We start from the raw sequence: 16,618 nt of genomic DNA on the forward strand, positions 1-16,618 counted from the left end.
TTCAATAGATATGCTCTTTTTCTTGTTTTATAATACTTTTGAATTAACTTATTTAAAAATAGTTTATTTTCTAACAATTAGTGGAATCGCATACTTTGTAAGCGTTTTAGGAAAATTACAGTAATTTTACTGTGTTAGATTACTAGGAGGTTAATTACTATGAAGAAAAAGTACCGAAAATTTGTAGCATCAGCCGCAACGGCCACTTTAGTTGCCTCAGCAATTGTTCCTGCAGTAAGTGCTGCCAGTTTTTCCGATACAGCAGGAAATACACATGAATTAGCCATTGAGTCCCTTGTCAGTCAAGGAATTATTTCAGGATACCCGGACGGGACATTTAAGCCTAATCGTACATTAACTAGATCAGACGTGGTGAAATTATTAGGTAAATACTTAGTATCACAAGGTTATAAGGTACCCGCTGACTATAAAACAAATATGCGTTTTACCGATTTACGCAGCACATCACAGGATGAGCTTTTACAGTACGCTGCATTAGTGAAAGATAATGGTGTATTCAATGGAAGTAACGGCAGATTACTACCAAACGATTCTATTACACGTGAAAATATGGCAGTTGTTTTAGTGCGTGCCTATACAAACATTAATGGTTTTGACTATGTAGGTCATGTACAGAAGCAAAATTTCAAAGAAGATGTTGTCGATTATAATGCAGCGAAAGCAGAGGCTCGCTCAGCCATAAGAGTATTGGATTACTATAATGTGACAGGGGTACCAAACTTTAATCCAAAAGGCTCCACTACACGCGGTCAGTTTTCATCATTCTTATTTAAATTGCTGCAAGTAGAAGCACCAGAATCAAATTTCAAAGCAGTAGAAGTAGTAGATGCCTCGACATTAAGAGTTACGCTTGAAGATGATACTGTTCATACAGTGAAATTGGATACGGCTCTAGAGGAAGGTAAGGAGACAATCGTTACTTTTGATATTGCAGGAAAAAAATATACAGCCACTGTAACTTACAAAGCAAACTTGACAGTGAAAACTGCGGAAGTAACAGGAGCCAATACATTAAAAGTAACATTAAGTGATAATTCTGAGCATAATGTTACGTTGGAAAATAACCTTCCTGAAAATGAGGAAACAACTGTTTCGTTTAAAATTGATGGGAAAGATTATACAGCAAAAGTTACGTATACCGTGACAGAAGTGAAAGTGGCTTCAGCAAAATCGCTAAATGGCGGTCAAGTAGAAATTAAATTTAACCAAAGAGTAAATCTCCCAGCTAACTTAACACAAGCACAAATAGCGAACTACATCACTATAACGGGTGTGGATAACTCAAATTCAATATCATTCACACAGGGACAATTAAGTGAGGATGGTCGTACCTTAACAATTTCATCAAATGGAGTGGCAGCATTATCAGGTCGCTATGTCGTAAAAGTAAAAGATGTAAAAAATACAGCAGGTACATCGGTAACGCCATATGATGAAATTATCAACTTCGGAACAGATACGGTTGCACCTACACTAATAAGCACAGTCAATAGGGATGCCAAAACAGTCCGCGTCACATTCTCGGAACCATTACGTTCATTTAGTAATAGTAGTATTACATTTAGACTGGCAAATGGAACGAATGTAACGGGTATCACTGGAGACATTGGAACAGGAAACTGGTATGCAGATTTTGATTTATCAAATGCTATGGTAAATGGACAACCACTGGCTGCTAATACGCCGATTACTGTAACATTTGCAGGTTTACGCGATATTGCAGGGAATTTTAGTTCACCAAATCCATTAACTACTAGTTTTACAATGGGTGGGGCTGATGGTGTGAAGCCGACACTTACAAGCATTTCACAAACAGGGCCTAGAACGTTCAAACTGACATTTTCAGAGCGCATTCGTAAGCCAGCAATTGCAGATTTAGAATTACGGTTAGGTACTTCTATTAATCCTATTACTGCTATTGATGAGGTTCCTGGTGACAATCGATCATTTACGATTACTGCCACATCTGATTTGAATGGCGTATACAATATTGGAACAGCTCCTGGGAGAACAATTACGGATATTTCAGGGGAAACGAATACATTTGCCAATACACATTCATTTACAATCGATAGTGCTGCTCCGGAAGTAGCAGCTACAACAGTAGCAAGAGATGGAAACTTCGAATATTTGGATATTACATTGAATAGGGATGTAAGTTTAATTGCAGCATCACGTGTAACCGCTTCAGGTAACTACGTAAAAGGCGGCGTTACACATACCTTCAACGGAACAGCAACAAACCTTGCATATAGAGATAATAATAATCGATCAGTATTACGTGTGAAGTTAGACGATTTATTAGGCGCTGGCGATGCCGATAATGCTACTTATAATGTAACATTATCATTTACAGAATTGAAAAGTGCATATGGTGTCAATGCTGGAAATAAGGCTGTGACTTTCCAACGTACAACAGATTATGCAAATAATAATAATATATTAGAAACACCAGCTGTCACAACATCAACGACAGATCCAACATTAACTAACGATCAAGTAAGATTAGTGTTTAATCACGATCTTGATGCGAATACAGCAGCTATAGCAAGCAATTATTCTATCCCAAATGCTAGAGTTACGCATGCGCAAGTATCAAGTGGGGCATTAAATACAGTCACTTTAACACTGGCACCTAATGAAACAACGTCAACAGGTCCACGTAATTTACTTATTAGTGGTGTGAAGGCGAAAGATTCAGTTGCATCACAACCAAATTTAACAGCAGAAGTGAGTTTAAAAGAAAATATTCGACCAGTACTAAATGCAGCAACATTCCTATCAGCCAACCAAATTGAACTGACATTTAGCGAAAATATAAGCGGACTGGGTACGGATTCATTTGTAGTTGAGAATGCTTCAGGTACAGCAATCGGCATTGAATCAGTAGTTTCATCAACAACAGGCAATAAAGTAACGGTTACATTAACGGATAACTTTACAGCAGGTACAACCGTAACTGTTAAAAAAGGTGCTGGGGTGGACACTGTAAAAGATGAAGCGGGTAATTCGTTAGTTGATACTTTTAATATACAAACATCTTTAGTAAATAATTAATTTTTATAAAGAATAGGATAAAGTTCTACACGTAAAAACCAATTTTCTCAATAGTAAATTGGTTTTTCTTTTTTGTACCAGCTAATTTGTTACTGCATTGGGAGAAGTAACGAAAGTACAATATACATTTACAGGGAAATGTATTGTATAATTGCGCTAATGCTTTAATAGAAAGGAAATAATAGAGATGAAAAGAATATTTTACACATCCATTATTACTCTGGCTCTCGTAGTTGCTACAATTATTCCGTTAACGGGATTGTCTGCTGAAGCGTCTACTAAAAATCCCTTTACTGATGTGAAAGAATCAAATTCGCATGCAAAAGCTATTTTAAACTTATATAATAATGGAATTATTATGGGTATGACAGCAACTACCTATGAACCGGGAAAACCGGCGACGCGTGGAGAAGCAGCCCTATTTTTAGCAAATGCGCTAGGGCTAAGGGGAATTGCTGATCAGAAAACTTTATTCAAGGATGTTCCTTCATCAAGCAAATACTATGATGCAGTAACAGCATTATCAAAAGCAGGGATCGTCAATGGATATGGTGATGAATTTAGACCAAATGTGACTTTAACACGTGCCCAGTTAGCGAAAATGTTAACGATAGGCTTTGAATTACAACAATCTACTCAGACGAAAACGAAATTTACGGATGTCAATAAACTTACTGATGAAGCGACAAAACAGTATATTCAAACGTTAGTAGATTACGGAATTACAAAAGGTACGACAGCCACTACTTTTAGCCCGAATATGAAACTGACGCGCGGGCAATTGGCAACATTTTTATATAACGCAATTGAGGCTAAATCAGATGACTTAACGGTTATTAGTGTTGAATAGATTTTGAAAATATACACTTGAGAGAAAGTAGACTCAAGTGTATTTTTGATGAATATTATCAATAAAGCCGGGCAAAAGTAGAAACTCTTTGATGAGAAGTAGAAAGTTACGTGTACAAAGTGGAACTTTAACGGAGAAAAGGTGACACATTAAAGAGGAAAGTAGAATCATTACTTCGAAAAGTAGAAATTGCCTCGGTTATTAGTCACTGCTCTTTTCAAACTAAGCAAAACATAGCAACTGATTCAACTATTACCATCGCACTATACTAGCCTTCATGCTACACTTTAAATGAAATATTACTATTCTATTAAAAATTGTATTATTCAATGAAATAACAGGGAATATTCGGTATAATTTATAACGTTATTGAAAAAAAGGAGGGAATTCGTTCTAATGTCAAAAATTAAATCAGCACTGTTAGCCTCGCTGTTATTTTTCTCTACTGCATTACCAGGTGCAACTTATGCAAACGTAGAAGGAACAGTCGAAGCTGAAAATCCAACAGTACAAATTCCACAAACTACTACAAATCAAACGACAAGCTCCGTTGAAAATACTGTCGAGCAACAGGATACAGTGACGGCTGAAAAAGATGCGACATCAAGTTCCACTGAAGTACAGCCTGAACAATTGAACAGTCCTACACTGGCTCAGCCTGAAGCAACAACACCTGAAAAACCAGCAATAACGGAAGAACAGGACGCTTCTGAAAGTACAGAGCAATCAACAGCAGATACAGAGCAAAACAATACAACAGAGCAACCAGCTAAAGCGCAACAAGCAGGCTCTCATTTAACGGTTAAGCAAAAACTTGCAGACGTTCCAAATAGCTTTTGGGCAAAAAATGAAGTAATGCAACTTGTTGAAATGGGTGTTATCGGCGGTTATCCGGATGCAGAATTCCGTCCAAACTTAAATATTAACCGTGGCCAGGCAGCAAATCTTTTTAAAGGCGCACTAAAGCTTCCTGACGCAAAATATCAAAATAAGTTTTCGGATGTTAGTAATAAATCGAGTTTTTTACAAGGGGTATTCTCTACATATAATGCAGGTATTTTCGGTGGTAAACCGGATGGTCGCTTCGGTGTATCAGATGCATTAACTCGTGAACAGATGGCAACTACTTTAGTACGGGCATTTGACTTAAAAGATACTGGAGCAACATTAACATTCAAAGACTGGAACAAAATTAGTGAATCACATCGTGAAAATGTAAAAATCCTTGCTCAGCATGGTATTACTACAGGTCGTGAAGACGGTACGTATGATCCGAAAGCGACTGTAAATCGTGTGACATTTTCTGTGATGCTTCACCGGGCACTAGTTGCAACTAATAAAATTACTAAAAATGAATATACAGTACAAGCAGCGGATGTTTCAAAGACTTTTAAAATCAATCGTACAGAAATGAATTTTGTGCAAGTAACATCTGATACAAATCCTCTTTATCTTCGTTCAACAGCACCGATTGCATTTAAAGGAACAACGACTGAAACTTACGGTGTTGCGAAAGATACGATTTATAATTATGCAGTCGGCAATCAAGGCGCAACTGTAAAGGTGACAATCCGTGCACTGGAAAACGGTGATGACTTTGTATTTACTACTTTAACTAATAAAGGCAGCTCAAAATTAACAGTGGATTTATTCCATAAAGCGTCAAATGTAACGAATTATCGTTTATACCGTTATGATCGTTTCCCGATTTCGAAAAATGCAAATGATGTATTTGGCTATGATTCATCATCATACCCTACAGGTCTTATGCGGATTATGTCGAATGAAAAGCTGGCAACAGATCGAATGGTAGGACAAGCTTATCGCTCAAAACAGTTGACACAAAGCTATAAAGATACAGGCGGTACAAGCTATATGCGTGACCTGCAATCAGAATATGAGGCATATTCTTACGCGTTGTTAGGTGAAGAGCTATTTAGCTTCTATACGTTAACATCAAATGGAAATGATATTGTTGATACGTGGTATATGGATTCAAACGAACGATTATTTAAAACGGATGAAAATATGAATGGTTGGATGCTTGAAACAGCTCTAAACTATAAAAAGCGTAACAGCTGGTATACTGCAGAAGGTCCATTCAATAAAATGGCTACAACAACAGAGCCAATGCCAAAATCATATCAAGGTTTTGGACGTAATCTACTACTAGTGAAAGAGGATCGAGCCCTTGTATTATTTAAAGAACAAGGCGATCGTTATTTTGCGAACGTAGTGAAAAACTCATTTATCAGCTTAGATAAATTTAAAGGTGATGCACCTTATTGGAAGACAGAAGTAACAAGTACGTATTTAAAGAACTTGTACGATATAACAGCACCATTTATCGACACTCGTTTCAATGAGCAAATTGCGTTATTCTATTATAATTCTGGTGCAGAGTTTAATATCCCTAATTATAAAGAACCGTTACGCAATTACGCTGACCTTTTAGCATCTCGTAAAGCGGCAGGACATGTTATAAATATTAATAGCAATGCCTATTATATTTCGGATTACTTCCCGGTTAATCAGCAAGTAACAACACATGCTTCCATGAACCATTTACTTGGTGGAATGAATATTTTATTATTAGCTTATCAGGAATTCCAAGATACAAAATATTTAGAAGCCGCAACAGCAGTTAGCCGTGCATTACAGATCGAGAAAAATAAATGGATCCGTGCAAATGGTGATATTTGGTACCGTGTCAATGCGAAAGGCGAATTTGCAGGCGATGATTATCAACATTTAACGCTTGAAGACTTAATTAACTCATATAAATACTGGAAAGATGTGGATCCATCGCAATTACCATTATATGAAGAAATGATTATTTCAAAAGCAAATTATTTATCGGTTAATCAATATGGCTATACGATGAAAATCAAAAATGGTCTTGAGGAAATCGGAATGTCCGACTATCTACCAGCAGGCCAATTATATACAGACGCATTATAATGAAGGAACACCTATTCTTAATTGGATAGGTGTTTTTTGGTTTATAAATTAAAATCTGGAAGACGTTATTCGCTAAAAGTGGCGATTATACTTGAGGAAGTGGCGAATAAAAATTAAATTTGTCTATTAAATGGTAAATTGACGATTATATCATGCAGAGTGGCGATTAAGAAAGCCGGATTGACGAATATGTAAGTCAAGTTGACTATTAAGTGTGTACCTTTGGCGAATAAAGCAAACCAAATGTCGAATATAATATCATCTTATAATTTCTTACCAAAAGACCCTTTTCCTCACCCCCTCGTTCCATCAATATTAACTAAAAAAATGTGAAAATTTGCCGATAGTTATACTAGGATTATGAACGAGTATCGGAGAAATACCTGAAAAGGAAGGGATTACACGATGAAAAAAAATTTGAAAATGGGATTAATGGCAGGTCTACTAATCACACCGGCAATCGTCGCACAAGCTGGGGAAGTACAGGCAAGTGAAACTTCAACACCATTTAATGTTGTAGCTTCTATTACTGCAGAGGAATTATTAAATAGTTTTAAGGTAGCAAATGAAGGATTACCAAGTGACAATATTGAACAGATTGAACAGGGTATTAAAGTGGAGAGAACTAAATTTAATACGATGTCTGATGACGAAAGAACTATTTTAGGTGATTCTAATGTTAAATTAATTGATACTAAAATTAAGTATTTAGAAGGTTTTATAGAGGCTAGAAAAGATGCCGTATCTTTATCTAATTTAGTAGGCAAATTAACAACAAAAAACAAGAATTTAGTTTCAGATACAAATCAAGCTTTAGTAGAACTTCAAGATTTAAAGGATAAATTAAATAAATTATCAACAGATTTAAGTACGGCAGCCTCTGAAGCTGTTCTTACTTCTACTGATTTTCTTTCTACCCTTAAATATTACGATGGTAATGGAGAGGGCAAATTTATTGAACAATTTGTTACTCGAGAATTGATTGAAAAATTAGACGATAAAAAAGAAGATGTAGAAAAGATCGATTCCTTTATGAAGGATTCAATTACGCCAATAATTATTGCTTCACAGGCAAACATAATAATAAAGGATACGTATGTGAGCGCTGTTGAAATTGCACGAAAAGCATTTAGTGAAATCCCGGATACAGAGATATTTAAAGAAACCTTAAAAATTCAAATAGTTAAGGACACAGTAGGAATCGAGCAGTTTATTAAGGATGCAGAATTAGATATTACAAAAGCCAAATCTGTAGAAGATAAAATAGAGGCTATTAAAGTAAATCCTCCAACTGCGACAACATTTAACTCAAAAGTAACTGCGATTGTTACGGAATATGAGAAATTGTCTGCACTCCAAAAAGCGTTAGTTACCAACTATGAGGACATGGAGAGTTACAACAATGCTCTAAAAATAGTCACTGAAATTACACGTTTATCTAAACTTGCATCTAACTCAGATATACTACGCTTGGATTTACCAAACGTGGTGAAGGTTTATGAAGAGCTTTCGACTGTTGAAAAAGATTTTATTACGAATGCTGATAAAATAATAGAAATGCAAACGTCAATAGAAAAAGCAATAGCAGTAGAAGGTAAAATTACTGCTATAAAAGTAGAAAATGCAACAACGGCTGTCACTGATGCTAGAAAAGCTTACAACGATTTATCTCCAACCGAGCGGAAATATGTATTAAAAGAAGCATTGGAATTACTCACTTCATGGGAAAAATCTTCTTCAACTGCAGCAAACGTTATAAAATTAATTGAGGGTATTAAAACAGATATCCTCCTGAATCTGGATGACAAAAATTTAGCGGATACGAAGAAGTTATCGAGTGTAACAAGCTTTGTAACGAAAGTACGTTCTGCTGAGTCATCATATTCGAAAGTTATAGCAGAACACGGAAAACCTGAAACAAACGAACAAAAACTTATCACAAACCGAGCACGTCTCGAAGCGTTAATGCCAATTGCTAATATTGCTGATCAGGTAGCAAAATTAAAAGTAACAAGCGCAACATATGCGGATGATTTACTTACAGCACAAAATACATTGAACGATTGGGATACAATTAAAAGTGCAATTCCATTAGATGATGCAAAATATATCGAAAAGCTTCACGGTTTTTTGAAGACTCACTTACAAGCACTAAAAGATGAGCAAGCATTAGCTGTTAAATTGGATGCCGATATTCTAACGTTAAAAAATGCGACTTCTATTGATTTACAACAAATTTTTACAATACGTGAAACATATAATTCTCTATCATCAAACGGCAAACGCTTAGTAAAAAATATAAAAACATTAACTGAGTTAGAGCGAGCAAACAAGGTTGCCCTAGATACAATTAAAGCAATCGATGCAATTGATGTAAAAGCCAAAGACTTTGCTCGTAAAACAACTACAGTTGAAACGTCTTACAATAAATTAACAGCACCGATGAAAGCGATTGTCTACAACTATGCAAAACTAGAAGAGTTATTACCAATAGCAAAATTAATGCAAGAAATCGATGCAATCCGTCCAACAGCAAAAGATTTCAAAGAAAAATTATCAACTGCTAAAAATAAATTCGATGAATTATTGAAAGGATATACAGTACCTACAGATCCAACAACGAATTTAGATATCATTAAAACAAAGCTTCATACTGACTATGGTCAGAAACTAACAGAATTCCAAGCGGTAGTCACATCTGCTTCTACAATTGAGCAAAGAATTGATGCTTTACAAACGAAGTCTGGGGAAGGATTTATAACAGATTTAGCAGAAGTATCTACTTTGTATAAGGGGCTTGATTCGACAGCAAAACGCAATGTAAGTAATGCAAAGCTGCTAACAGACTTAGAGCGTGATTATAAAGCGTCCTTACGAGTGATTGAGCAAATCAATAAACTTCCTGTTCACACAGATCGCTCATACTCAAATAAGGTTTCGGCTGCTCAAAAAGCTTATGATCGTTTAACGGACAAGCAAAAGAGAGATGTATTTAACTATGATTCAAAGCTGAAAAATATTTTAAAAGCAGCAAACTTAATTGACCGTATTGAAAAATTACGTGTAGGCTCTAAAACATATGAAATAGATGTAGCCGCGATACGCGCAGAATATGCTTTATTGTCACCAACAGAGCAAGAGTTAGTACACAATATAACAAAACTTGCGACAGCTGAATTGGGTGTTTCAAATGCAAAAGAAGTAATGGCTTTAATCGATATCGCAATTCCAACAGCAGAAAACTATATTCAAAAGTTAATCGATGCGCGCAATGGTTATGACAGTTTATCAAAATCAGATCAAAAGCTCGTTATGAACTATAAAGATTTAACAACTCGCGAACGTGCAGTGAAGCCTGTTTTAAAATTGGATTCAGATATTTTAGCTTTAGACCCATCTAATGCGCGTACCTTTATATCAAAATATAATGCGGCTGGTAAAGCTTATGAAAAATTGTCGATATCTGAGCGTGCATTGTTATTAAATACAGAGCAGTTTTTAGGCGATTTCACTTCAATATTTAAAGTAATGAATGCGATTAACTCGATTAAACCGTCAAGCAAAACATTTGTTGAGGAAACACAAGCGGCAAGAGCTTTATTTAATGTATTGCCAGCGAACTTAGTGGCAAAAATATCAAATTTAGCGACATTGCAGGAGCATGAACTAAATGTAGAAGGTGGCGCTAAAGTAGATGCGATGATTCGAGCTTTGAATACAGTACCACCAAATGAATTTATTTCGAAAATAAAAGAAGCGCGCGAAGCCTTTAAATCGTTAAATTCTGCAAACAAAAAAGGTGTTACTCTAGAATCCGAACTAAAAGAGCAAGAGAAGTATATTAAGCCGATTGAAGCGGCAATTAAGGCAATTGATGGTTTAAGCAATCCAAGAAATGATTTAAGCCGTCAATTCAACACGGTTAATAATGCTTTAAAAAAATTGGATGACAAACAAAAGCAATACGTTACTAACATGGACCAGTATTCAAATTTATCTAATGTCATTCACGTATACACATTAATTGCAGGCTTGAAGCCGAATGATAAGTACTTCCAAGGAAATATGGAAGCGGCAAAGCTGGCGTATGACCGATTATCGGAAGAAGAAAAACTAAAAGTTACAAATTACTATAAATTACAGCAGGCCGTACTTGATATGACTGAAGTACAAAAAGTGACGACAATTATTGCGTCATTAAATTCAACATCAAGTAACTTCGAAACAGATGTAACGGAAGCATTGGCTGCATATAAAGCTCTTCCTTCTGGATCGAAGCGTCAAGTATTAAACTATTCGGATCTGCAGCAAGCTGAAAGAGATTTAAAGGCAGCACAACGTGTCATAAAGCAAATAGATGATTTGGATTCAACGTTAAGAACATATGCTTCAAGAGCAAAATCAGCAAAAACAGCTTACGAACGCTTAACAGTAAATCAAAAAGCATTAGTGAAAAATTACAACAAACTACAGGCGGCTATTTTTGATTTAGGACTGTAAGAGAATTATCTTAATAGATGGAATTTTTTACTTGTAATCTTTTGAAAAATTGATAATATAAAAAAGTGTTACAATACCTTTTGCGTTATTCGTAAAAGGTATATTTTTTTGTTCTTTAAGGAAGAAAAGTAAGAAAGTAAAAGATAATGGCAGTGCGAATAATTGTGAAGCTTGCAAATTTATCATAGTATAATAGTAAGAAATGACAGATTAAGGGGGCTTTTTTGGGTTGAAACGATTTTTAGCAACGGGGTTTATTATTGCTTGTCTATTTCAAATGCAAACTCCAACGTCTTATGCACAAACGGCTCCAAAATTTACTGATGTAAAAAGTAGTTATTGGGCAGCACCGATAATTTATGAACTAGCAGGAAAAGGCTTTATGGAAGGATTTGCAGATGGCACCTTCAAGCCGAATAGTATGACCACTCGTGCAGAAGCGGCTAGTATAATAGCGCGAACTATGGGGATAGATTTGACAACTGATTTTGTCCCAAACTTTAGCGACGTACCAAGCAATCATTTATATTATAAGGAAATTACTAAATTGGCCGAATTAGGGATCATTCAAAATGAAAGCAAATTTAATCCTGAAGAACCGTTAAAGCGCGCACATATTTCAAAAATGATTGCCCTTGCCTATGCAGTTGAAGTTGATTCAAAAAATAAAACGAAATTCAAAGATTTACCTAAAGGCTATTGGGCAAAGGACTATATTGAATCATTGGAGGATGTAGAGATTGTAAAGGGGAAGACAGCTACCAAATTTGAGCCAAATGAATTTGTAACCCGTGCACATGTAGCTGCATTAACAAAGCGCGGTATGGAATTTAGACAAAAGGTCCAAAACTTAGAAATAGTTTATGACCTTTTACAGAAAGACTATATCGATACAGTTAATCACCATAAGCAATGGGAGAAGAAAATATTGGATTTAGTTAATAAGGAACGTAAAAATGAGGGATATTCAGCAGTCAATCAAGATTTGAAGTTGACACAACTTGCCATTATAAAAGCAAAGGACATGGTAAAACGTAACTACTTCGAACATTATTCAAAGTTTTACGGGAATCCATGGGATTTGGCAACATTGTTTGACTATGAATATACAAGCTATGGTGAAAATATAGCCCGTAATTTCAAAACACCTGAAACGACCGTTGCTGCATGGATGGCTTCACCGAAACATCGGGAAAATATTTTAAAAAGTACGTATACTCATATGGGAATCGGTATTGAAAAAGATAAAAATGGTAAATATTATGTAGTTCAGCATTTTTCTAGTAAATAATATGGTAAATTCTAGTGCTCTACATTACAGTAATATTACAATGAGAGTTTAATGATAAGTTAATTTCTATTTAAAACACGAAATCCTCGCTTAAACGCAGGGATTTCGTGTTTTTTGTTTTTATATCAAAAATACTATAACTGTTACACAAGTGAAAAATAACATCACAACAATATATGTTACCCTGTTATTAGGTTAAATAAACATGAACAAAAAAGTTTTCTGTTATGTTATACCTCGAATATAGTATCGAGGCCTATTTGAAGGGAGTTTCAAGTTAAGTGAAAAAGAAAATTTTATTACCGATCTTTGCAACTTTCATGATTTTTTCAGGTGTAGGGACGGGTTCAAATACAGTACAAGCATCATCAGCTTCAGAATTAACAGCAACAGCTTCTAAATATATCGGTGTACCATACGTTTATGGAGGAACAACAGCACGCGGGTTAGATTGTTCTGGTTTCACTAAATTAGTGTTCAGTCAATTAGGACATGATTTAAGTCGTACAGCAGCTGCTCAATATAAACAAGGGAAAGCCGTTTCAAAATCTGATTTACAACCAGGCGACTTAGTATTTTTCAATACAAGCGGCGGAGTATCACACGTGGGTATTTCATTAGGTGGTAACAAGTTTATCCATGCTGGTACAAGCACAGGCGTAACGGAAGCTAATATAACGTCTTCTTATTGGGCGAAAAGATATGTTGGCGCTAAACGAGTAGCGAGCTTTGGCGAAAGTGAAAAAGTTGTCGCAGCAGCATCTTCAATTGAAAAAGAGGAAGTAAAGAACTCAGCAATCGATTTCACTGTTTATGCCTCACGTGGTGAAGTAGCGATTCAATTAGCAGAAACTTTAGGTTTAGATACATCTGATACAAATTCACCATTTACGGATATTAAATCATCTTCAAAATATGCAGGTGCAGCAACAGCACTTTATAAACTAGGCATTTTCACAGGTGACGAAAACGGCAAATTCAATGCAGGTTCACCATTAACACGAGCTCAAATGGCAAAAGTATTAGTAAAAGCATTTGATCTAAAAATGGCATCAGACAATTTAAAGTTTACAGATGTCCCAGCATCACATTGGGCACATAACGACATTTCGATTTTAGCATCAAACGGCATCACAAATGGTAAAGGTGATGGCACTTTCGGTACGAACGATAATGTAATGTTAAAACATTTAACGGCTTTCATTAACCGTTTACAATAATTTAATAATAAGATTCAGTAACTTCTACATATATCAATAGATATACCTTGCAGGGAAGTACTACCTATGGGAAGCACAAACAGAAATTGTTTGTGCTTCCTTTTTATTGAGTGGGAAATAGAATGTTTGATGGGAAAAGTGGAAGCATGCGCAAGCAAAGTAGAACAGAACGCTGAGAAAGTAGAATTTTTTGTTGCTAATGTGGAACAGTTTGCGACAAAAGTAGAAGGCATGTACTTTATTAGAACTTCTCAGATAGAAAGTAGAGACTATTTTGACTAAAGTAGAAAATTTGATTAGGAAAGTATACCCATCCGCTCGAAATGTAGAACTTCTCTTTCCAATGTAGAAGTACTCACCTCTAATTAATTTCTATAAAATAGAAAAATATCAATTTACTAACTTTACTGCATATTAATTTTATGAATTATTTGGTAAAATGATAATTATCTAATAGAAGGGAGGATTTATACATTGTCTATGCGCAGTTTCATCATGACGGTGACAATCATCTTCATGTCAATGTTCCCATTAAATATGGCAAATGCCAGCACAAGCTTTGCCGATGTCCCTTCTACAAACGGGGCATACGGAGAGATTTCTTATTTAGTAAATGCAGGTGTCATCAAGGGGTACACTGAAAATGGGAAAACCCTGTACAAGCCAAATGCACATGTAACGCGTGGACAAGCGGCAAAAATGGTCGTTGTTGCAACGAAGAACAAACCACTAACTGTACAAAATTCTTCGTTTTCTGATGTGACAGTAGGAACGGAGCTTTCAGGATATGTAGAAAGTGCTGTAAAATTAGGATTTTTCTCAGAGCAATCAAAAGGGAAATTTGCACCGAATACACCTTTAACACGTGAAGAAATGAGTAAAGTTTTAGCGATTGCTTTTAAATTAAATACTAACGAAACAGGTAAGCTGGAAGTGCCATTTAAAGATATTAGTCCGACATACAGCTATTATCCATATGTAGCGGCTATTTATTTTAATGGAATTACAGTAGATGCAGAAAAGTATAATCCTAAAAATTCAGTAACACGTGCACAGTTTGCATCATTTATCGCACGTGCATCGTCAGAAAAGTATCGGTTACCTTTGCCAGTTCAAGGAGTTAGCGTACCTGATGCTTCGGCTGCGATTGCTTCTGCTAAAGCTAAAGTTGATAACCTGAATGTACGATTATCTGCTTCTTCTGCAAATGCCTCAAACGTTTTAACAAAAGTAAACACAGGCACACCATTTAAAGTTTTTGAAGTACAACAGGATGGTTGGCTGAAAGTTTCATACGAGGGGCGTTATGCCTATGTTTATAAAGATTATGTTGATTTCACTGATGAATCAGGACAGTTAATCAATAAAGTTCAAAAAAATGTTTACGCACTAAATGATATTCAAGTCTACCAAAAGCGTGATGTTAGTTCTGATATTGTTAGTTCCATAGCAGATAAAGAAGTAATTGCCGTTTATGGAACGGTTGGTAATTGGTATGTCACATTAGTCAATGGTTTACCAGGTTATGTCCGCATTTCACAAACACAGGATACTTTGCCGGTAGAAGAAGTTGTGGTACCACCTGTAGTAGAAGACAACCCGACAGTGGAACCTCCAACTACAGTAGTGGAAGAGGAACAAAATACGCCTGAACCACCTGCTGAAGGTGGAGCAGAAAATAGTCAGCCGGAAAAGCCACTGACACCTCCACAACAGCTATTAACGAATACAATTGGCAAAGCGACAGTTGATGCATTACATATTCGGGAGTCAGCGTTAGGTACATCTCGTTCGCTTGGTCAAATTAAACGAGGCACACTTGTGGAAGTACATTCATTATCAGGAAATTGGGCTGAAATAACGTATAACGGTATTAATGGTTATATTAATAAAACATATTTACAGCTACTCAATCAAACAGGTCCGGCTGTGAAGGATCGCATTATCGTGCTTGACCCTGGACATGGCGGAAAAGACCCTGGAGCAGTTAAAAAGAATGCACGTGAAAAGGAAATCGTTTTAAAAGTTGCCAACCTAGTTAAGCAAAAGCTTGAAAAAGACGGCGCAACGGTAAAAATGACTCGTATAGGTGATACGTTCCCGAGCTTAGAAGAGCGTGTTAAATATGCGAAAAATGAAAACGGTGAGATTTTCATCAGTCTACATGCAAATGCAGCTTCAAAAGAAACGGCAAAAGGGACAGAAACATTTTACAGTGTGACGTCTAATGCAAATGAAAAAGAAGATTTTGCATTAGCAACAGCCATTAATAATGAAATTGTCAAAAATGCTAAAATGTATAATCGCGGTGTGAAGCGTGCAGATTATGTAGTTATTAAAGGACAAGTTATGCCCGCTGTATTAGTAGAACTCGGTTTCTTAACAAATAGTGAAGATTACAATAAATTAGTATCTGATGAGTACATCGAAATTTTTGCTCAATCTATTTATAATGGCATTGTCGAATATTATACGAAATAGTTTTTAAAATCCAAGTTTCTTTCTTTAATAAGGGGAGGAGCTTGGATTTTTTATGTTGAAGTGGCGATTAAATTTGGTAAGTGGACATTATAAAATAAAAGTGGCGAATATTTCCCTGAAAATGTCTAATATGTATTTGAAAGTGGATATTAAGTGAAGGTAAATGGCGATTATCTTTTAATTTTTGTCTATTAAAGGTTGTGAAGTGGCGAATATCAGTTTATATACAAAAAAACC

Annotated in this window: 8 protein-coding genes; all 8 read left to right on the plus strand. The window is 35.8% G+C overall.

Annotated features, from left to right (window positions below; translation table 11 throughout):
• Positions 1–159: 159 nt before the first annotated feature.
• The 8 genes from MKY13_RS03015 (at position 160) to MKY13_RS03050 (ending at position 16,381) form a co-directional block, all read left to right on the plus strand.
• A complete protein-coding gene (locus tag MKY13_RS03015) occupies positions 160–3,078 on the plus strand; it encodes an S-layer homology domain-containing protein (protein ID WP_339215213.1) in 2,919 nt (972 codons plus the stop codon).
• A 187-nt stretch (positions 3,079–3,265) separates the two neighbouring features.
• Positions 3,266–3,928: an S-layer homology domain-containing protein gene (locus MKY13_RS03020; RefSeq protein WP_339215215.1), complete on the plus strand. Its 663-nt coding sequence runs from the start codon at positions 3,266–3,268 to the stop codon at positions 3,926–3,928.
• 396 nt (positions 3,929–4,324) lie between these two features.
• Positions 4,325–6,889: an S-layer homology domain-containing protein gene (locus MKY13_RS03025; RefSeq protein ID WP_191698710.1), complete on the plus strand. Its 2,565-nt coding sequence runs from the start codon at positions 4,325–4,327 to the stop codon at positions 6,887–6,889.
• Between the two features lie 405 nt (positions 6,890–7,294).
• A complete protein-coding gene (locus MKY13_RS03030; protein ID WP_339215218.1) occupies positions 7,295–11,389 on the plus strand; it encodes a hypothetical protein in 4,095 nt (1,364 codons plus the stop codon).
• A gap of 229 nt (positions 11,390–11,618) precedes the next feature.
• Positions 11,619–12,680: an S-layer homology domain-containing protein gene (locus MKY13_RS03035; RefSeq protein WP_339215220.1), complete on the plus strand. Its 1,062-nt coding sequence runs from the start codon at positions 11,619–11,621 to the stop codon at positions 12,678–12,680.
• 281 nt (positions 12,681–12,961) lie between these two features.
• Complete coding sequence (locus MKY13_RS03040) at positions 12,962–13,900, plus strand: C40 family peptidase (protein WP_339215222.1); 939 nt, start codon at positions 12,962–12,964, stop codon at positions 13,898–13,900.
• 126 nt (positions 13,901–14,026) lie between these two features.
• Complete coding sequence (locus MKY13_RS03045; protein WP_339215224.1) at positions 14,027–14,182, plus strand: hypothetical protein; 156 nt, start codon at positions 14,027–14,029, stop codon at positions 14,180–14,182.
• 198 nt (positions 14,183–14,380) lie between these two features.
• The gene (locus tag MKY13_RS03050) at positions 14,381–16,381 is read left to right on the plus strand and encodes an N-acetylmuramoyl-L-alanine amidase (protein WP_339216839.1); all 2,001 of its coding nucleotides are present in this window, start codon (positions 14,381–14,383) and stop codon (positions 16,379–16,381) included.
• Positions 16,382–16,618 lie beyond the last annotated feature (237 nt).

Source organism: Solibacillus sp. FSL W8-0372 (genome assembly GCF_037969735.1).
GTDB classification, from domain to species: Bacteria; Bacillota; Bacilli; order Bacillales_A; family Planococcaceae; genus Solibacillus; species Solibacillus faecavium.